This window comes from Geothrix paludis (genome assembly GCF_022808815.1).
GTDB lineage: Bacteria > Acidobacteriota > Holophagae > Holophagales > Holophagaceae > Geothrix > Geothrix paludis.
The window spans coordinates 1-18,521 of the sequence record NZ_JAKZLC010000003.1 but is presented as its reverse complement, the minus strand read 5'-3'; the positions used below and the strand labels follow the sequence as shown (position 1 = coordinate 18,521).

Here is an 18,521-nt window from a genome sequence, read left to right as displayed (position 1 = left end):
CCTCCACTCAGCGCTTGGCGGCGAACTTGCGGACGATGTCCGTGATCATCCTCTGGGCGTCAGCCTCGGACATCTTGTCCTTGAAGGCCGGCATCTTGTCCTTGCCCTGCATGGTGACCTTCACCCAGTCGCTGTCCTTCTTCTTGTTGGCCTTGCGGCTATCGGTGAAGTCGAAGCCGGCATCGGGGAGCGGCTTGCCGCTGTTGTCGCGGCCGTTGCCGTTGACGCCGTGGCAGCGGGCGCAGGCATCGGTCCAGTACTTCTGGAGATCGCCCTGGAACTTGGGCAGGTCCTTGGCGGGGTCCCCGGCGGTCAGCGTGACGCCGGCGAGCAGCAGGAGGGGCAGGATGGCACGGCTCATGGAGGAATCTCCTATGGGGAGGGTTGAAAGGCGGTAGGCGTCAGTTCCAGGTGTTCCCGGAGGTGGTGTGGGTCTGGCCGTGGCAGCTGAGCGCACAACCGCCCTGCCCCTGGGTGCTGGACGTGACGGTGTAGGTGAGCGCGCCGGTGGCCGGCTGCGAGCCGCCTCCGAACCGGATGGTGTCACTGGGGAACTGGTCGGCGGGCGCGCCGGTGACGGCTCCGCTGACCGCGGTGGTGTCGAGGTACTTGAAGTGGTTCTGGGCGCCCGGCTTGGCCTGCGTCATGTCATGGCAGTAGTCGCAGGTCTGGTTGTGGTCGCTCGGGTTGTTATGCCGGCCCGTGGCGTCGTTGTACTGCGTGGGCGTGGAGGCGATCTTGTGGCAGGCCTGGCAGTAGGTGGTGGCATTCACGGCGAGCGTCCCCGTCTGCCAGTTGGGGGTCGTCTGGCCGCCGTGGCAGCTCACGTTGGAGCAGGTCAGCGCGGCGGCAGTGAACCCGGCCGTGCCCGACTGGGCGTTGAAGGTGGCCACCATGGCCACCGGGGCCGGGGAGGTCGGCTGGGAGACGCGCGCGTTGGCGGCGTTGTAGTGCGTCAGGCTGCCGGCGCCGATGCCGTTGTGGCAGGTGTTGCAGGTCAGGGAGGTCCGCAGGCCCATATGCTTGGCATGAGCTCCGGCCAGGCTGGGGAAGGCCGTGCCCGTGGGACCGGCGGGCAGGCCGGCCGCGCCCACGTGGCAGGAGAGGCAAGTCCCCGGGCCCTTCCCGGCGTCCAGGGGGGAGGCGGCCTGGTGGCACACGCTGCAAAGCGGCGCCCCCGACACCGGAGAGGTCCCGGCCACCGCATGGCAGGACGCGCAGTCCGCGGTGAACTGGGCCTGGGTCACCGTCGTGTGGGTCGTGCCCGTGAAGGGGACAGGATGGTTGGGCGCGGCGGGGCCGTTGGAGTGGCATCCGACCGTGCCGTGGACGCCGTTGTCGAAGGAGGCCGAGTAGCAGCTCGGAGCCGCGGGCAGGGGTGCGGTCCGGCCCTGGACGAGGCCGTCATGGCAGGCCTGGCAGGCCGCGAGACTGCCCGCGTTGCGATGCGAAGGCACATAGCCGGGGAAGGTCTGGACCGGATCCTGGTACCAGGTCGTGGAATGGGCGAAGGCCGCCGTGTGGCAGGCGGAGCAGGCCGTCGACGCTGTGCCGCCATCGAACTTCGGAGTGCCGGGCGTGCCGTGGCAGCTCTGGCAGTAGAGCAGGTCCTGCTTGGCCTGGATCCCATGGAACGAGGGGCTCGTGGCATCCGTCCAGATGGGGCCGAGCGGATGGGGCGCGCCGGCGTTCGCGTGGCAGAGGGTGGCGTTGTAGCAGCCGGGCTGCGTGCCCGCTGGGGCCGGCGCGGCCGGATGCCCCGCGGGGTTGTTGGGGGAGCCCGGGTAGTGGCACTGGGCGCAGACCGCGGCGTTGGAGGGATCCGTGGTGGTGTGCGTGTGGAGCGATCCGGCGGAGAGGCGCCATGGCTTGGCGGGGTGCGGCGCCTGGACCCCGTGGCAGGTCGCGCAGGCGTTCGCCGAACCGCCCCCGGAGAAGTCCTTCCCGTGGCAGATCTGGCAGGAGGCGAAGCTTCCGCCCGAAGGGCCCGCCGCCAGCTTCGCCCGCAGCCCGTGGAGATCCGCGTTCGCCCAGCCGGGCTGGGTGCCGTGGTGGCAGGCCGAGGTCATGCAGGACGGCACGCCGCTGCCGACCTTCAGGACCGTCAGTTCGTGGCACTTGGCGCAGCTGCCCACATCCGCCATGGCCTTGCCGGCGTGCTCGTTGATCCAGCCGGCCGGGTGGTAGTAGCCGTAGTACGTCACCGGATCGGTGGCCCCCTTTCCGCAACCGATCAGGGCGGCGGTCACCAGGAGAAGGACCCCGCAAAGGCTCGTCCAGGCTGGGATCCTGCTCATGCTGGCACCTCCGGCGGCGGCCTGCGCCGCACGGGAGCCGACGGCGGGAGGCTCAGAAAGAGGACAGGGGGAGGCTCGGATGGCCGGCTTCCCTGCCCGGGGATCCCAGTGCCCCTGGTCATGCGGGGATCCCGGGAAGGATTTGGATGATGAGGAACGATCTCCCGATCGCGGACCCATGTCGATACATCCAACGAATGTTGTTGTTAGGCCTTTAGATGTAAGGCCGCCGCCGCGACTCGGACATCCCGAGATGGTCGCCGGGTCTCCCGACGCTGGCTGTCGGCATCCGCAGGAGCCTTCGAGATCCCTGGTTGCCCGCGCCTCGGGGATGGCCTAACCTGCTGCTTCCATGATCATGGGCTGGGCAGGTTTTCAGGGCTTCCGCAGAGGCTGGGCCGGATGGTGCGCCGCCGCCCTGTCGCTGGGGATCGCGATGCCCATGATGCTCATGGTGTCGATGATGCTCGTGGCGCCCACGATCCTCGCGGCCCGCGACTCCAACCGCGCCCAGCCCCCGGCCCAGGGCCATCGGCTCTGGCGGAACCAGCCGGGACTGGCCCAGGACACGGCCACGGCCCTGCTGGAAAGCCGGGACGGGTTCCTGTGGGTGGGCACCGAGGATGGCCTGGCCCGGTTCGATGGAGCCCGGTTCGATCGCCTGTCCCGGCGCGAGGCGCCCGCCTTCACCCACAATGACGTGCGATGCCTGGCCGAAACCCCGGACGGCAGCCTCTGGATCGGCACCTCGCAGCCGGGCCTCTTCCGCCTGAAGCAGGGCGTCTTCACCGCCCTCGGCCCTGCGGAAGGCCTGCCCGACAGCCCCATCCTCCGCCTGGCGGCGGATCCCCGGGGCACCCTCTGGGCCGCCCCGGCCGAAGGACCGCTGGTGCAACTGGTCGGGGAGCGGTTCCAGCCGATCGCCTGTGACGCCGTCCACGTGCGGATCCAGGCCATGGCGACGGACCGCGAGGGCACACTCTGGGTGGGCACGGCGGGATCTGGGCTTTGGCGGGTCCGGGACCGGCGGATGGAGCTGGTGGCCCTCTCGGCCGGCGACATCACGGCCCTCGAGCAGGACGCCGCCGGGACGCTGTGGGTGGGCACGCGGACCCAGGGACTGCTCACCTTCGCGGACGGCCGCCTGGGGCCTTCCAGCGGCCTCGGCGGTCTCCCCGCGCGGGCCATCACCACCCTCCGGGCGGACCGCGGCGGCGGCCTCTGGATCGGGACCGAACAGGCGGGCCTGTACCACCGGATGCGGGACGGCCGGCTGGAGACTGCGCCCGATGGGCCGCAGATCCGGTGGACCGTGCTCTGCCTGCTGGAGGACCGCGCCGGAACCCTGTGGGTGGGAAGCGAAGACCGCGGCCTCCGCGCGGCGGTCGCCGCTCCCTTCCAGGCCGTGCCGGTGAGGGGGCCCGAGCCAGAAGAAGCGGCCAGGATGGTCTGCCAGGACGCCTCGGGCACCGTCTGGTGCCTCACGGGGGATCAGGTCCTGGGCCAGGTCCGCGACGGCCGCATCGAACCCTTCGCCCTGACCGGGGCCGTGGGGCCCGGGCCCATCTCCGCGCTGTGGCCCCGCAAGAGCGGCGGCCTCTGGATGGGCACCCGGAAAGGGGGGCTGTTCATCCTGGAGGCGGGAAGGGCCCGGGCCGTGCCCTGGCAGGGCGGACCGGAGCCCGATGAGATCCTCACCCTCTACGAAGACCCCGCCGGCGACCTGTGGATCGCCACGCCCCGTCAGGGGCTGCTGAAGCTCCTGTCCAGCGGGTCGCACCAGCTCTTCCCGCTGGCCCGGGGCGTGGTGGCCATGGCCGGAGGCGGCCCGGAGCCCCTGTACGTGGCCAGCCCATCCCAGGGGGTCGGGATCCTGGACGCCGAGGGCCTGCACTGGTTCGGGGCCGCCCAGGGTCTGGCTTCCGCCGGCGCCCAGGCCCTGTACCTGGATGCGGCGGGATCCCTGTGGGTGGGCACCTCGGACGGCCTGCGCCTCTTCCGCCATGACGCCTTCCAGGCGTTCACCGGTCCCGAGGGGCTCCTGAAGACGGCCATCCACGCCATCCTGGAGGACGCGGACCAGAACCTATGGCTCAGCACCAGCCAGGGCGTGCTCCGCGTTCCCCGGCCGACCCTGAGCCGGGGGCTGCCCGCCGCCGGCCCCTCCCCCCTCACCACCTTCGATCACTGGGACGGCCTGCCCGCCCGGGAGACCCACGGAGGCCCCCAGCCCGTCGCCTGGCTCACCCGTGAAGGCGAGCTCTGGGTTCCCACCAGCCGGGGCATGGCCCATGCGGACACCCGCCGGCTGCCGCCGCCTCCGCCGCCCCTCCGCCTGTATCTGGCGAAGGTGCTGAGCGACGAATCGGCGCGATCCATCGTGGGTCCCCTGGACCTGGCGCCCGGCAGCCACCGGCTGGAGATCCACTACACGGGCATCAGCCTCACGGGCGCCGAGAAGCTGCGGTTCCGGTACCGCATGGAGGGCATCGATCCGGGCTGGAACGAAGTGGGGGACCGGCGCTTCGCGGTGTACTCGAACCTGCCCCCGGGCACGCGGCGCTTCCGCCTCCAGGCCTGGCGGCCCGGGGAGGAGGGCCCCCCGCAGGAGGTCTCCCTCGAAGTGCGGGTCCAGCCCTTCTTCCACCAGCGTCCGGTGTTCTGGGCCCTGTGCGCCCTGGCGGCCGGCCTCTTCGGATGGTGGCTGCTGCGCCTCCGCCTCCAGCAGGTGGAGGCCCGCTCCGCCGTGCTGGACGAGCGCAACCGCATGGCCCGGGAGATCCATGACCACCTGGCCCAGGGTTTCACGGGCGTGCTGCTCCAGCTCGAGGCCGCCGAGGCCGGCCTAGCCCGCCTGGCGGGCGATCCCGCGCCGGTGCTCACCCGCCTCGACCGGGCCCGCGAGCTGGCGGCCGCCAGCCTCCAGGAGGCGCGCCGGTCCGTGATGGCCCTGAGCCCCCGCAAGCCCGAGGGGACCGACCTGCTGGGCGCCCTGCGCATCCTGTCGGACCGCCTCCTCGCGGGCACGGGCATCCGGGTGGAGTTGGCCCATACCGGAGAGCCGAGGCGCCTGGACGCCAAGCTGGAGGAGGAGCTGCTGCGCATGGCGCAGGAGGCCCTCACCAACGCCCTCCGCCATGGCAAGGCCAAGTGGGTCCGGGTGACTGTCCACTACAAGCGGCGGGAGGTGGGACTGCGCGTCGAGGATGACGGCAAGGGCTTCGACCCAGCGGCCGGGGCCGCGGGCTATGGCCTCCGCAGCATCCGAGAAACCCTGGGCAAGCTCCGGGGCCGCATCGATATCGACAGTGGACCGGGACGGGGCACCCGCATCACCATCATCCTGCCCCTCCGGAGATGGCGCCCATGACCACGACCCCTTCCGATCCCATCCGTCTCCTCATCGTGGACGACCATCCAGTGGTCCGCGATGGCCTGGTAGCCATCCTCCACCACGGGGAACCCGATCTCGAAGTGGTCGGCGAGGCCGGTGACGGCAAGGAGGCCGTGGCGGCCTGGCGCACCCTGCGCCCCACGGTCATCATCATGGACCTCCAGCTTCCCGGCCAGACGGGCGTGGAGGCCATCACGGCCATCCGGCGCGAGGATCCGGATGCCCGGATCCTGGTCCTCACCACCTTCGACGGCGATGCCGACATCCAGCGCGCCCTGGAGGCCGGGGCCCGGGGCTACCTGCTGAAGAGCATGCGACGCGGCACACTCATCGAGGCCGTTCGCGCCGTGGCCGCGGGGCAGCGGTACCTGCCTCCCGCCACGGCCGCCCGCCTGGTGGAGGGCATGGAATCCGAGCGCCTCACCGCCCGGGAGCTGGATGTGCTGCGCCTGCTTGCCCAGGGCCAGCGGAACCGTGAGATCGCGGACTCCCTCGGCCTGGCGGAGCCCACGGTGAAGATCCACGTGAACAACCTGCTGCGCAAGCTCCAGGTGAAGGACCGCACCGAGGCCGCCATGGTGGCCCTCAAGCGGGGCATCATCCACCTGGACGGCTGACGCCTACTTCCGGAACGTGAAGAACACGGCCCCCACGAGGCAGAGCCCCGCCCAGAGGTGGTTGAGGTGCAGCCGTTCCCGCATCCAGGCCACCGTGAACACGGCGAACACCATCAGCGTCACCACCTCCTGGATCACCTTCAGCTGGGGGAGGCTGAAGCGCCCGTAGCCGAAGCGGTTGGCGGGAACCATGAGGCAGTACTCGAAGAACGCGATGCCCCAGCTCGCCAGGATGGCGATCCAGAGCGGGCTGTCGCGGTGGTGCTTCAGGTGCCCGTACCAGGCGAAGGTCATGAAAATGTTGCTGAGGACGAGGAGGATGACCGTTCTCATCGGCCACCCTCCGAGGCCACGACAATCGGGCCTGAGGTCTGAGCCCGCAGGGCGAAGAACACATTGCTGAGGATGAGCAGGAGGACGGTCCACATGGCTCAAGCTTCGAGCACGCTCTGGATCTTGGCCAGCAGCTCTTTGGGGCCGTACGGCTTCTGGATGAAGCCCCGGAGCCCCTTGCCCACGAAGCGGCCCATGGCTTCGCCCTCGTTGTAGCCCGAGCTCAGGATGACGCGGATGTCAGGCTGGAGGCGCCGCATCTCCCGGAAGGCCTCCTCGCCGCCCATGCGGGGCATGGTCATGTCCAGCAGGACCACGCCGATGTCGGCTCCCCGGGTGCGCACCAGATCCACGGCCTCCTGGCCGTCCTGGGCCTCCAGCACCTGGAGCCCCCGCTTCTCCAGGATCTGCCGGGCCACGATCCGCACGGTCTCGTCATCGTCCACGACCAGCACGAGGCCGTGGCCGGTCCAGGGGGCCTCCTCCACCACCACGGCGGCCTCGGTCTCCAGGTCGAGGGCCGGCAGGAGCACCTTGAACGTGGTGCCGTGCCCCACCTCGGAGTAGACGCGCAGGGCACCCTTGTGGCCCCGGACGATGCCCATGATGGCCGAAAGCCCCAGGCCCCGGCCCGTGAACTTGGTGGTGAAGAAGGGTTCGAAGATCCGGCCCTGGGTCTCCGGGTCCATCCCGCAGCCCGTGTCGGCCACCTCCAGGTAGACGTAGGGGCCCGGCGCCGCATCCTGCCCCACCAGCATGGTCTGGGCGGAAGTCGCGTCCACGCGCTGGAGGCCCGTGGCGAGGGTGATCGTGCCGGAGGCCTCGCCGATGGCCTCGGCGGCGTTGATCACCAGGTTCATGATCACCTGCTGGATCTGGGATGCGTCCGCGGAGACCGCCGGAAGGCCCTTCTTCAAGCTGAGGCTCAGCACCACGGTCTTGGGCAGGCTCACTTCCAGGAGGTGGAGCATCTCCTCCACCTGGACGCTGAGATCCAGGTTCCGGACCTCGAAGCGCCCGCGGCCGGAATAGGCAAGCATCTGGCGGGTGAGGTCCGCAGCCCGCTGCCCCGCCTTCTGGATGGCCTCGAGGTTCCGCTTGGCCGGGTGCAACGGGTTGAGCTGGTCCAGGGCCAGGCCCGCGTGCCCCAGGACGCCCATGAGCAGGTTGTTGAAGTCGTGGGCGATCCCGCCCGCCAGCACGCCCAGGCTTTCCATCTTCTGGGCCTGAAACAGCTGCCGCTCCAGGGTCGCGCGCTCCGCCTCGGCCCGCTTCTGCTCCGTGAGGTCCCGGAGGACGGCGTGGTAGATGTGCTGAGTCCCCAGGCGGTACTGGGTGATGGCCACGTCGCAGGGGATCTCCCGGCCACTCGCGTGGAGCAGCACCCACTCGAAGCGGTTGCGGGTGCCCGCCTTCACCTCCGCCAGCAGTTCCAGCGCCGCCTCGCGGCTGGGCAGGCCCGAAGGCTGCCGGGCCGGGCTCAGCCGGGTGGGGTCCTGGCCGAGCAGGGCCGAGCCAGGCTGCCCAAGCAGGTCCGTCAGGGCCCGGTTCACATCCTGGATCACGCCATGCACCAGGAGGATGATGGGGTCGGGGGAGTGCTCGAACAGGCGGCGAAACCGCATCTCCTCGGCCTCCAGGGCCTTCCGGGCCTGGAGGCGGTTCAGCACCAGGCCGGCGGTTTCCGCCAGGCTCTGGAGCGCCTCGAACTGTTCCTCCGAGATCACCACGTGGCCCTGATCCCCGAGGGAACCGCCGCTGAGCGACCCCACCACCGCGCCCTCGTGGGCCAGGGGAAGGCCCACCCAGGTGCGGAGGGGTCCCGGCCACCCGGACCGGTTCGGCTCAACCGGAAGGTCCTCCCACCGGCGGATGTGGACGGCCTTCTGCCGGAGGTAGACCCGCTCCAGGATGCGATCCCCATCCACCGGATCGGGCTTGCGGATGCCTTCGACCGTGCCATGGGCCTCCAGGCCGCGGGTCCAATGGGTGGTGCGGCACACCCGGGCCGAGGCATCGAAGCGGTTGAACCACCACTCGGGAAGGGGGGCCAGCCGCCCGGCCCACTGGAACAGCTGGGCCACCAGGGTGTCCTCGTCCGCGGCTTCGGCCAGGTCATGCGCGGCACGGGCCAGGTCCCGGAAGAGGAGGGCCGTTTCCGCGAGCCGCGCCTCCGCCTGGATGCGCTCCAGAACCAGGGCGCTCACCCGGGCCAGGTCCAGGAGCGTGGCCAGCTCGCCCTCGCCGGGGTGGACGGCCTCCTCGTCTCCAAGGCCGACGCCGAGGAGCACCCCTCCGAGCCGCCCCTCATGGACCATGGGAACGCCGACCAGGCTGCCCAGGCCCGTGGCCTCCACGAACTCAGGCGGCACCTTCCCGGGCATGGCGGCCGCATGCGCCACGAAGACCGGGCGATGATGGTCGCAGATCTCCCGCACCAGGCCGGCCTCCAGGAGCGGCGGGCGGGCCTCCCGGAGGGCCGCCTCGAGCCGCGGCTCCAGGGGCGGGAAGGAGGCCGCCACGGCCAGGGTGCGCTGGCCCTCCCGCTCCTCGATCTGGCCGACGAACCACTGGGCGCGGGGTTGGATCTCCAGCGCCCGGCCGAGGAGCACCCGGAACACTTCCTCCCGGGTGCGGGCCAGGCTCAGGGAATAGCTGCCCTCCGCCAAGTGCCGACGCAGCCCTGCGGCACCCGCCTCCTCATCGACAGGGAGGGGATCGGAAGGGTTGGGCGGGAAAACGTCCAAGAGGAATCCGGCCTGTGGGTATGGTCTGCCAGGACTCTATCAGACGCCGTGCCCCCTACCGCGCGATTTCCACCGCGCGGAGCTCCCGCATGACCGTCACCTTGATCTGGCCGGGGTACTGCATCTCGGATTCGATGCGGCGGCTGACGTCCTTGGCGATCCAGTAGGCCTGGTCGTCGTTGACGGAGCCCGCGTCCACCAGGATGCGGATCTCCCGGCCCGCCTGCATGGCGTAGCTCTTCTGGACGCCCTTGTAGCTGCCGGCGATCTCCTCGAGCTTCTCGAGGCGCTTCACGTAGGTCTCCAGCATCTCGCGGCGGGCGCCGGGGCGGGCCGCGCTGAGGGCGTCCGCGGCGGTGATGAGCATGGCCTCCACCGTGCGGGGCTCGAAGTCGCCGTGGTGGCAGCTCATGGCGTGGATGACCTCTTCCTTCTCCCCGTAGCGCTGCATGAGCTGCATGCCGATCTCGATGTGGGTGCCCTCCACCTCGCGATCGATGGCCTTGCCGATGTCGTGGAAGAGGCCGGCCCGGCGGGCCAGCTTGGCGTTGGCGCCCATCTCGCCGGCCATGTACTCGGCGATGCGGGCCACCTCCTTCGTGTGCTCTAGCACGTTCTGGCCGTACGAGGTGCGGTAGTTCAGGCGGCCCACCAGCTTGTGCAGCTTGGGGTGGACATCGGGGAAACCCAGCTCGATGCAGGCGGCCTCGCCGATCTCCTTGAGGTGCTGGTCCATGTCCACCTTGACCTTCTCCACCACCTCCTCGATGCGGGCGGGGTGGATGCGGCCGTCGGCCAGGAGCTTGAGGATGGCCTGGCGGGCCACTTCGCGCCGGATCGGATCGAAGCTGGAGACCACGATGCTCTCGGGCGTGTCGTCCACGATGAGGTCGCAGCCCGTGGCCTTCTCCAGGGCCCGGATGTTGCGGCCCTCGCGGCCGATGATGCGGCCCTTGAGGTCGTCGCTGGGCAGCTGGACGGAGCTCACGGCCTGCTCGGCCACCACATCCGAGGCCACGCGCTGGATGGCGGCGCCGATGGTCCAGCGGGCCTTCTTGGCGGCCTCCTCCTGGGCCTCCTCCTCGATGCGGCGCACCAGCTTGGCGGCGTCCATCTTGGCGGCGTACTCCAGCTGGGCGGTCAGCTCCTTCTTGGCGTCCTCCCGGGTCAGCCCGGCGATCTCCTCCAGGCGCTGGGCCTGGGCCTCCACCAGCTGCTTGGCCTCGGCCTGCTTGACCTCCAGCTTCTCCAACTCGGCCTTGCGCTTCTCGTTGAGGGCTTCGAGGTCCTTGGTCTTCTGATCCACCTGCTGGAGCTTCTTGTCGAGGCCCTCCTCCTTGGTCTGGAGGCCGGTCTCCTTCGTGTGCAGCCGCTGCTCCTGCTTCTCCAGGTTGGCCTGGCGCTCGGCCAGCAGCTTCTCCGCCTCCTGGCGCGCCTGGAGGGCCTGCTCCTTGGCCTTCAGCGCCGATTCCTTGCGAAGGGCCTCGGCCTCCTGCTCACCCCGCTCCCGGAGGCGCTGGGCCTCGCGCTGGGCCTCGTCCAACAGCTTCTCGCGCTGGGCCTTGATATCGGCTTCGGCGCGGGTATGCGCCTGCGAGGCCTCCACGGTGGCCTTCTGGGCCCGCAAGGCCATCAGGAGGCCCACGCCGGCCGCGGCGAAGAAGAGAAAGAGGAAGATCCAGCTGGTCAAATTCATGGGCGACTCCAGGGAATGAGGATCCGAAGAGCCACCAGCGCCAGAATGTGAAAGAAAATCCCCGCTCAGTCGTGGAGGCTTGCCGAGTTCCCTAGCTGGTAGGGGGGAGACCAGAGTCCCTGGCTAAGGCGCGCCGACGCGCGGAACGCACAGGACAGGGGGAAGGTCTCCCAGGTCGACTTACGGAACAAGCGCTTGGCCATGATCACGGGCCTCGCAGGGAAATCAGTCTCCGTCCTCGTCGAGGAAGGGCACGGGGGCGGAAGGTTCGTCCGGAACATCGTTCAGCAGCTTTGAAAGAGTCTGTTCCAGGTTCTGGGTGTGCTGGTTGGCTTCCTGCTCGAGACGCGCCACACGGTGCGCCAGGTTCAGGGCGCCCAGGAGGTACCAGGACGGAGTGTCGAGGCCCTTCGGGACACTCCCCCATCTTAGCTGGCATTGCGAGTCCATGTCGCGGAAGGTGTCCTCCAGGATCCGCACCGCCGCCGCCAGGGTCTCGGGCCGGTCCGTCTGGACCTGGAGCTCCCGCCCCAGGACCGACACCGTGGCGGCCCGGACCCCCGGCAGGGGCGGCTGGGGCTTCATCCCAGGGCCTCCAGGGCCTGCAGAATCGCGGCCACCTGGGTCTTCACGGCCTCGCGGTCCTTCTCCAGGGCCGTCTTCTCGGCCAGGGCCTCCTCCAGCCGGGCCCGGAGGGACTGCAGCTCCTGCTCCCCGGCCGAGCCGGCGGTCTTCAGCGCATCCAGTTCTTCCTTCAGCTGGTTGCGCTGCTGCACCAGGGCATGCATCTTCGATTCGAGCTGTTTGAGCAGATCCATGGAGTCCTCTTGGGGGATTCTACGCCCGGATTTTCGCGCCGAGGGCCTCGGCGGCGGCCAGGGCCGAGGCCATCCAGCCGTCCACCTCGGAACCCACCAAGGTGCGGTCCGCCTGGAAACGCAGGCGCATCAGCCAGGCCTGGCGGCCTTCGGGCAGGCTCTTGTGGCGGAAGACGTCCACGCAGCGCAGATCCTGGAGCACCTCCGCCGGGAGAGCCGCCCGCATGGCCGCGGCCAGGGCCTCGTAGGGCTGGCCCAGGTCCACCAGGAGGGACAGGTCCCGCTCCACGGAGGGGAAGCGGCTGAAGGGACGGAAGGCCGGGACGATCCGCTCCCCGGGCCGGGGCAGGTCGGCCACGGGGACCTCGAAGCCGAAGAGGCCCTCGCCCAGCGCGCGCACCTCTGGCAGCGCCGCCAGCCCAAGGTCCCGGGCGATGCCGCGGAGGTCGGCCTCCCGCACGGGCCGGGCGGGGCTCAGGTAGTCCTCGCCGCCCTGGGTGCCGCCCCAGGCGAGGCCCAGGGTGAAGCGCTCCCCGGGGCCCTTGGGGCCGCTGATGTAGGTGGGCGCCACCTCGAAGAGGCGCACTTCCCGCGCTCCCTGGCGGAGGTTCTGCTCTGCCGCGTCCTTCAGGCTGGACAGGAGGGTCCCCCGCAGCACGGAGTACTCCTGTCCCAGCGGGTTGACCAGGGTGCGACCTTCGGGGGCGTTGTCCGGCGCCGCGAAGGCGGCATCGGCCTCGGGGCTGATGAAGCCGTAGGTGACGGTCTGGTGGAAGCCCAGGTGGGCCAGACGCCGGGCCAGGGCTTGGCGCAGGCGGTAGTCCGGCGACAGCCGCTGGGGCGGACCCTCCAGAGGCGGCAGCACCGAGGGGATGTGCTCGTAGCCCCGGAGGCGCAGCACCTCCTCCGCCAAGTCGTCGGGGATGGCCATGTCGTGACGCCAGGTGGGGGGCTGGACGGTCAGGGTGTCGGAACCGGCCTTCACGACGCAGCCCAGGCGCGTCAGCGCCTCGGCCGCCTCGGCCAGGGTCAGCGGTTCGCCAGCCACACGCACGAGCATGGCCTCGGACAGGGTCACGGATGAAGCGTGAGCCGGCAGGGCGCCGGCGGTCCAGGCCCCCTCCAGGGTGGCCCCGGCCCAGGTGCGGAGGCGGTCCACCAGGAGGTCCCGGGCCACGGTGGCCATGGCTGGATCCGCCCCGCGGCCGAAGCGGTGGGAGGCGTCCGTGTGCAGGCTGTGGCGGCGGGCCGTGGCCCGCACGGTCTTGGGATCGAACCAGGCGCTCTCCAGCAGCACGCGGCGGGTGGCTTCTGTCACCTTGGTGCCGTCGCCGCCCATGACCCCCGCCAGGGCGATGGGACCGGCCTCGTCGGCGATGACGAGGTCCTGGGCCAGGAGAGTGCGGGTCACGCCATCCAGCGTCACCAGCTTCTCTCCGGAGATGGCCCAGCGCACGGAGACGGCGCCCTGGATGCGGTCCGCGTCGAAGGCGTGGGTGGGATGGCCGTAGCGGTGCAGCAGCTCGTTGGAGGCGTCCACCGCGGGCAGGCCCTTGGCGGAGGCGTCGAGAGCCCGCAGGAAGGCCTGCGCGTCGGCCGGGGTTCCGCCCGTCCCCAGGCTCAACAAGGCCGTGGCGTACAGGGGGCAGGCCGGGCTCTCCAGGCGCACGGGGACCTGCGGCGCGCCTTCCGCCACCGGGGGCGGGGCCAAGGGCGCCAGGGGCTGGCGCAGCTTCGCCGCCACCTCGCGGGCCATGCCGCGGTGGGACATGGCGTCGCCGCGGTTGGCGGTGATGTCCACGTCCAGCACGTCCGTGCCTTCACGGGAGGCCACGCCATCCACGGGGAAGCCGAGGGAGGCCAGCAGCTCGCAGAGCTGGCGCGTGTCCAGGGCCGCGGCTGCGGGAATTTCAGCGGCGAGGGCCTTGCGTTCGATCCACATCAGTCGAGCCCTCCCATGGCCCCGAGGAAGCGCTGGTCGTTCTCGAAGAAGAGCCGCAGGTCCGGCGTCTGGCTCAGCATCATGGCCATACGCTCCACGCCCATGCCGAAGGCCCAACCTGACCATTCCTCGGGGTCGATGCCCGCGTACTTGAGCACGTTCGGATGGAGGAGGCCCGCTCCCAGGATCTCCACCCAGCCCGAGCCCTTGCACACGCGGCAGCCCTTGGCGTCGCAGAGCGGGCAGCTCACGTCCACCTCGCAGCCCGGCTCCACGAAGGGGAAGTACGAAGGCCGCAGGCGGATCTCCGTGTGGGGGCCGAACAGGGCCCGCAGCGCGTATTCCAGGGTGCCTTTGAGGTGCTGCATGCCGATGTCGTGGCCCACGAGCATGCCCTCCACCTGGTGGAACATGGGGCTGTGGGTGGGATCGATCTCGTCCTTGCGGTAGACCCGCCCGGGCGCCAGGAAGCGGATGCCGCCGAGCTTCTGGAGGTCCGGCGCCACGCGCAGGAGCGTGCGCACCTGCACGGGGCTGGTGTGCGTGCGGAGCAGCAGCTCGGGGTGGGCGGCCAGGTAGAAGGTGTCCGAGGAGGCCTTCGCGGGGTGGTCCTCCGGGATGTTCAGTCCGTCGAAGTTGTGGGCCTCGGTCTCGACCTCCGGGCCCTCCTCCACATGGAAGCCCAGGGGACGGAAGACCTCCACCAGGCGGTCCATGAGGCGGTTCAGGGGATGCAGCGCCCCACGGGCGGGCACGGGCGGCGGCAGGGCGGGATCCCAGCTCGAGGCCAGCGCGTTCAGGTTCTTCTTCGCCGCCTCCAGCTCCGTCTGGCGGGCCTTCAGGCCTTCCTCCCAGCCCTGCTTGAGGCCGTTGATGGCGGCGCCCAGGTCGCGCTTCTGCTCCTTGGGCGCGGCCTTCAGCAGGTCCATGAGACGCGCGGCGTGGCTGCCCTCGCGGCCCACGTAGGCGCCCTTCAGGCGCAGGAGGGCATCCAGGTCGGCGCAGGCGGCCAGGGCCACCGGGAAGGCGCGGTCCGCCTCGAGAATCTCGGCTGGAAGCAGGTGGTCCATGGATCCCTCGGGAGAGGTGTCTCAAAACAAGGGAAGGCCGCTCGCGCGGCCTTCCGGGTGTCTGCGATGGATGTTCGCGATCAGCCCTTGGCCACGGCCACGAGCTTGGTAAACGCTTCGGGATTGCGCACGGCGAGATCCGCGAGAATCTTGCGGTCCAGATCCACGGACGCCTTCTTCAGGCCGCCCATGAACTTGGAGTAGCTGGTGCCGTTCTGCGTGCAGGCGGCGCTGATGCGCACCACCCAGAGGCGGCGGAAGTCGCGCTTCTTGACCTTGCGGTCGCGGTAGGCATAGCCGAGGGCCTTCTCGACGGCTTCCTTGGCGGAGCGGTACAGCCGCGACTTGGCGCCGTAGAAGCCCTTCGCGAACTTCATCATCCGCTTGCGGCGCTGGGCCCGCTTAAAACCACGCTTTACACGAGTCATCTTGATTCCTTTCCTCGAGGCAGCTCAGAACGAGCGTTTGAAGGCCTCATCGGGGGTGGCCTCAGCCACCGGGTTGAACCACCGATTCTAGGACCGGCGGAGAGAGAATCCAAGCCCGCGCAGGCTCGGCCTGCAAGGGCGTGGGGGTCCGGGGGTGTTCGCGCAGCGAAGCGGAGCGTGGAACCCCCGGAATAGAATCAGGCGTAGGGCAGCATCGCCGCCACGGCCTTCTGATCGGCCTTGGCCACCATGCCGCCCATGTCCAGCTGGCGCTTCCGCTTGGCGGTCTTCTTGGTCAGGATGTGGCGCTGGTGCGAGCACCCGCGCTTGAACTTGCCGCCGGCGGTCTTCTTGAAACGCTTCTGGGCGCCCTTGTGGCTCTTGATCTTGTAGCTCATGGCTTCCTCACTGGATCTTGGCTTCGGTTTCAGGGGTTTCCGGCTGGGCCGGCTTGGGCTTCTTGGGCGCCTTGGGGACTTCGATGATCCGGGGGGCGAGGATGGCGTGCATGTCGCGTCCATCGATGCCGGCGCCCTTCTCGACGATGGCCTTGTCGCCGACCCGGCGGATGACTTCCTCGATGATCCGGTAGCCGATGTCGCGATGGACGACTTCACGTCCGCGGAACATGACCACTACCTTGACTTTGTCTTCTTCCTCCAGGAACCGCAGGATGTGCTTCATCTTGAAGTCGAAGTCGTGGTCGTCAGTCTTGGGGCGGAACTTCACTTCCTTGACCACGATGTTCTTCTGCTTGGCCCGGGCCGCGTGTTCTCGCTTGGCTTCCATGAACTTGTACTTGCCGTAGTCCATGATCCTGCAGACGGGCGGATTCGCGTTCCCGGCCACTTCCACCAAGTCGAGGCCGCGCTCTTCCGCGATCCGGATGGCCTGGTGGGGGGGCATCACGCCGAGCTGTTCGCCATCTTCAGAAATGACGCGGACCTCGGGGGCCCGGATGCCGTCGTTGATGCGGGTCTCGTTCGGACGAATGGTTCCTCCCCTAGTTGCACAAGGACAAAAAGTCTACCACTTGGACGGATTCGTGCCAAGCAAGGAAAACCGGCTCAGCGCTGTCGCTCGCGGACTTCGGTGGCGAGCCCCTTGAGGAAGCCATCCAAAGGCTGGACGCCCAGATCCCCCCGGTGGCGATGCCGCACGGACACCGTGCCGGCCTCCGCCTCGCGATCCCCGATCACCAGCATGTAGGGCACCTTGGCCAGCTGAGCCTCGCGGATCTTCGCCTTCAGGCTCTCGTTCCGCAGATCGACCTCTGCCCTGAGGCCCAGGGCCTTCGCCTGCGCCGCGGCCTCCGTGGAGAAGGCGTGGGCCCGGTCCGTGATGGGCAGGATGGCCACCTGCACGGGCGCCAGCCAGGCCGGGAAGGCGCCGGCGGTGTGCTCCACCAGGATGCCCATGAAGCGCTCCAGGCTGCCCAGGATGGCCCGGTGCAGCATGACGGGGCGCCCCTCGGCGCCGTCGGCCTTCGTGTACTTCAGGTCGAAGCGCTCCGGCAGCATGTAGTCCACCTGGAGGGTGCCCAGCTGCCAGGGCCGCTTGAGGGCATCCAGGATCTGGAACTCGATCTTGGGGCCGTAGAAGGCGCCTTCGCCGGGATTCAGGGTGTAGGGCATGCCCGCTTCGTCCAGGGCCTCGCCCAGTGCCTGCTCCGCCGCGTCCCAGATCTCGTCCGAGCCCAGGCGCTTCTCGGGGCGGGTGGAGAGGGCCACGCGCATGCCCTCGAAGCCGAAGGTGTCGTAGACCTCCTTCAGCAGGGCGAGAAAGGCCGCCATCTCTGTCTTGATCTGTTCGGGCGCGCAGTAGATGTGGGCGTCGTCCTGACAGAAGGTGCGCACGCGGGTGAGGCCGTGCGTCACGCCGCTGCGTTCGTAGCGGTGCAGGCGGCCGAAGTCCGCGTAGCGGATGGGCAGGTCTCGGTAGCTGTGCTTGTGGCTGCCGAACATGATGCAGTGGCCCGGGCAGTTCATGGGCTTCAGCGCGTACTCCCGTTCCTCCGCGGTGGTGAAGTACATGTTCTCGGCATAGTTCTCATAGTGGCCGCTGGTCTTCCAGAGGGCCACGTCCAGCACCTGCGGCGTGATCACCTCGTCGTACCCGTACTTGAAGTACAGCTCGCGCATGTAGGTCACGAGCTCGTTGTAGACCTGGGCGCCCTTGGGGTGGAAGAAGGGCGAGGCAGGCGCCTCCGGATGGAAGGAGTAGAGACCCAGCTCCTTGCCCAGCTTGCGGTGGTCCCGGGCCTTGGCCTCCTCCAACCGCTGAAGGTGCTCGTCGAGCTCCTTCTGAGTGTGGAAGGCGGTGCCGTAAATGCGGCTGAGCATCTGGTTCTTCTCGTCGCCCTTCCAGTAGGCGCCCGCGATGCTGAGCAGCTTGAAGGCCTTCAGCTTCGAGGTGTTGGGCACATGGGGGCCCCGGCAGAGATCGTAGAAGTCGCCCTGCTTGTAGCCGCTGATGATGTCGCCGGCGGGGATGCCCGAGACGACCTCCACCTTGAGGGGCTCCCCCATGGCCTGGAACCGGGCCACGGCGGCATCCCGGCCGAGATCCTCGCGCTCAACCTCAACGCCCTCGGCCACGATCTTCCGCATCTCCGCCTCGATGACCGGCAGGTCCTCGGGGGTGAAGGGCTTGTCCACCCAGAAGTCGTAGTAGAAGCCGTCCTCGATGACGGGGCCGATGCCCACCCGGGCCTCGGGGTAGAGGCGCTTGACAGCGTGGGCCAGGAGATGGGCGGTGGAGTGCCGGATCAGCTCCAGGCTCTCGGGACTCTTGCTGGTGACGATCTCGACCTTCGCGCCGTTCACCAGGGGGGCCTTCAGGTCCACCAGGCGGCCGTCCATCTTGATGGCCAAGGCCGCGTCCAGCAGGCGGGCCCCGATGCCGGCGGCCAGCTCGGTCCCGGTGGCCCCCTCGGGCAGCTGCCGGAGGGAGTCGTCAGGAAGGCGGACCTCGATGGACATGGATTCCTCGAAATAGGAGAAGAATTTTATCAGTAAAACAGCTCCGGGCCATCAATTGTGATGGCCCGGAGGGGATTTAACGTCGCAGCGACCTACTTTTCCACTCCTGTGGGGAGCAGTATCATCGGCCCTCCAGGTCTTAACGGCCGTGTTCGGGATGGGAACGGGTGTGACCCCTGGGGAAAAGCCGCGACGAAG

Annotated in this window: 15 protein-coding genes and 1 rRNA gene; 2 read left to right on the top strand and 14 right to left on the bottom strand. The window is 69.4% G+C overall.

Translation table 11 applies throughout. The features are described 5' to 3' along the window. Positions 1-7 precede the first annotated feature (7 nt). A complete protein-coding gene (locus MLE64_RS08315; protein ID WP_243317314.1) occupies positions 8-361 on the bottom strand; it encodes a c-type cytochrome in 354 nt (117 codons plus the stop codon). A gap of 40 nt (positions 362-401) precedes the next feature. Continuing rightward, on the bottom strand, positions 402-2,297 hold the full coding sequence (locus MLE64_RS08310) for a CxxxxCH/CxxCH domain c-type cytochrome (protein WP_243317313.1): 1,896 nt from the start codon (positions 2,295-2,297) through the stop codon (positions 402-404). 436 nt (positions 2,298-2,733) lie between these two features. On the opposite strand from MLE64_RS08310, the gene MLE64_RS08305 reads away from it, so the two are divergent. Both MLE64_RS08305 and MLE64_RS08300 read left to right on the top strand, forming a co-directional pair. Next, entirely contained in the window at positions 2,734-5,667 is a 2,934-nt protein-coding gene (locus MLE64_RS08305; protein ID WP_243317312.1) for a sensor histidine kinase, read from the top strand. Continuing rightward, a complete protein-coding gene (locus MLE64_RS08300; protein WP_243317311.1) occupies positions 5,664-6,308 on the top strand; it encodes a response regulator in 645 nt (214 codons plus the stop codon). The genes MLE64_RS08305 and MLE64_RS08300 overlap by 4 nt, the downstream gene beginning before the upstream one ends. Before the next feature lie 3 nt (positions 6,309-6,311). Here MLE64_RS08300 and MLE64_RS08295 read toward each other — a convergent pair whose 3' ends face one another. From MLE64_RS08295 to rrf, 12 genes are all read right to left on the bottom strand, one after another. Then, positions 6,312-6,641, bottom strand: coding sequence for a DMT family protein (locus tag MLE64_RS08295; RefSeq protein ID WP_243317310.1), 330 nt, complete (start codon positions 6,639-6,641; stop codon positions 6,312-6,314). 98 nt (positions 6,642-6,739) lie between these two features. Further along, entirely contained in the window at positions 6,740-9,388 is a 2,649-nt protein-coding gene (locus tag MLE64_RS08290; RefSeq protein ID WP_243317309.1) for a response regulator, read from the bottom strand. A gap of 55 nt (positions 9,389-9,443) precedes the next feature. Beyond that, positions 9,444-11,021, bottom strand: coding sequence for a ribonuclease Y (rny, locus tag MLE64_RS08285; RefSeq protein ID WP_480031559.1), 1,578 nt, complete (start codon positions 11,019-11,021; stop codon positions 9,444-9,446). Positions 11,022-11,309: 288 nt separating this feature from the next. Beyond that, positions 11,310-11,669 (bottom strand): cell division protein ZapA, encoded by a 360-nt coding sequence (locus MLE64_RS08280; RefSeq protein WP_243288477.1) that lies wholly within the window; start codon positions 11,667-11,669, stop codon positions 11,310-11,312. Then, positions 11,666-11,902, bottom strand: coding sequence for a cell division protein ZapB (gene zapB, locus MLE64_RS08275; protein WP_243295462.1), 237 nt, complete (start codon positions 11,900-11,902; stop codon positions 11,666-11,668). Before zapB ends, MLE64_RS08280 begins: the two co-directional genes overlap by 4 nt. 19 nt (positions 11,903-11,921) lie before the next feature. Then, positions 11,922-13,844, bottom strand: a complete 1,923-nt coding sequence (locus MLE64_RS08270; protein WP_243317307.1) for a phenylalanine--tRNA ligase subunit beta — start codon at positions 13,842-13,844, stop codon at positions 11,922-11,924. Beyond that, the gene (gene pheS / locus MLE64_RS08265) at positions 13,844-14,914 is read right to left on the bottom strand and encodes a phenylalanine--tRNA ligase subunit alpha (RefSeq protein WP_243317306.1); all 1,071 of its coding nucleotides are present in this window, start codon (positions 14,912-14,914) and stop codon (positions 13,844-13,846) included. The genes MLE64_RS08270 and pheS overlap by 1 nt, the downstream gene beginning before the upstream one ends. Positions 14,915-14,994: 80 nt before the next feature. Then, on the bottom strand, positions 14,995-15,342 hold the full coding sequence (gene rplT, locus MLE64_RS08260) for a 50S ribosomal protein L20 (RefSeq protein ID WP_243288481.1): 348 nt from the start codon (positions 15,340-15,342) through the stop codon (positions 14,995-14,997). A 197-nt stretch (positions 15,343-15,539) separates the two neighbouring features. Continuing rightward, the gene (gene rpmI / locus MLE64_RS08255) at positions 15,540-15,740 is read right to left on the bottom strand and encodes a 50S ribosomal protein L35 (RefSeq protein WP_026853512.1); all 201 of its coding nucleotides are present in this window, start codon (positions 15,738-15,740) and stop codon (positions 15,540-15,542) included. Positions 15,741-15,747: 7 nt separating this feature from the next. Then, entirely contained in the window at positions 15,748-16,314 is a 567-nt protein-coding gene (infC, locus tag MLE64_RS08250) for a translation initiation factor IF-3 (RefSeq protein ID WP_341482279.1), read from the bottom strand. A 95-nt stretch (positions 16,315-16,409) separates the two neighbouring features. Then, positions 16,410-18,323 (bottom strand): threonine--tRNA ligase, encoded by a 1,914-nt coding sequence (gene thrS / locus MLE64_RS08245; protein WP_243317305.1) that lies wholly within the window; start codon positions 18,321-18,323, stop codon positions 16,410-16,412. A 79-nt stretch (positions 18,324-18,402) separates the two neighbouring features. After that, a 5S ribosomal RNA gene (rrf, locus tag MLE64_RS08240) occupies positions 18,403-18,518 on the bottom strand. Positions 18,519-18,521: the final 3 nt, after the last annotated feature.

What these genes read in the sequence shown, in the direction of transcription:
- MLE64_RS08315 (WP_243317314.1), bottom strand. Translation starts at nt 361, where the DNA reads ATGAGCCGTGCCATCCTGCCCCTCCTGCTGCTCGCCGGCGTCACGCTG.
- MLE64_RS08310 (WP_243317313.1), bottom strand. Translation starts at nt 2,297, where the DNA reads ATGAGCAGGATCCCAGCCTGGACGAGCCTTTGCGGGGTCCTTCTCCTG.
- MLE64_RS08305 (WP_243317312.1), top strand. Translation starts at nt 2,734, where the DNA reads ATGCCCATGATGCTCATGGTGTCGATGATGCTCGTGGCGCCCACGATC.
- MLE64_RS08300 (WP_243317311.1), top strand. Translation starts at nt 5,664, where the DNA reads ATGACCACGACCCCTTCCGATCCCATCCGTCTCCTCATCGTGGACGAC.
- MLE64_RS08295 (WP_243317310.1), bottom strand. Translation starts at nt 6,641, where the DNA reads ATGAGAACGGTCATCCTCCTCGTCCTCAGCAACATTTTCATGACCTTC.
- rny (WP_480031559.1), bottom strand. Translation starts at nt 11,021, where the DNA reads ATGGCCTTGCGGGCCCAGAAGGCCACCGTGGAGGCCTCGCAGGCGCAT.
- MLE64_RS08280 (WP_243288477.1), bottom strand. Translation starts at nt 11,669, where the DNA reads ATGAAGCCCCAGCCGCCCCTGCCGGGGGTCCGGGCCGCCACGGTGTCG.
- zapB (WP_243295462.1), bottom strand. Translation starts at nt 11,902, where the DNA reads ATGGATCTGCTCAAACAGCTCGAATCGAAGATGCATGCCCTGGTGCAG.
- MLE64_RS08270 (WP_243317307.1), bottom strand. Translation starts at nt 13,844, where the DNA reads ATGTGGATCGAACGCAAGGCCCTCGCCGCTGAAATTCCCGCAGCCGCG.
- pheS (WP_243317306.1), bottom strand. Translation starts at nt 14,914, where the DNA reads ATGGACCACCTGCTTCCAGCCGAGATTCTCGAGGCGGACCGCGCCTTC.
- rplT (WP_243288481.1), bottom strand. Translation starts at nt 15,342, where the DNA reads ATGACTCGTGTAAAGCGTGGTTTTAAGCGGGCCCAGCGCCGCAAGCGG.
- rpmI (WP_026853512.1), bottom strand. Translation starts at nt 15,740, where the DNA reads ATGAGCTACAAGATCAAGAGCCACAAGGGCGCCCAGAAGCGTTTCAAG.
- thrS (WP_243317305.1), bottom strand. Translation starts at nt 18,323, where the DNA reads ATGTCCATCGAGGTCCGCCTTCCTGACGACTCCCTCCGGCAGCTGCCC.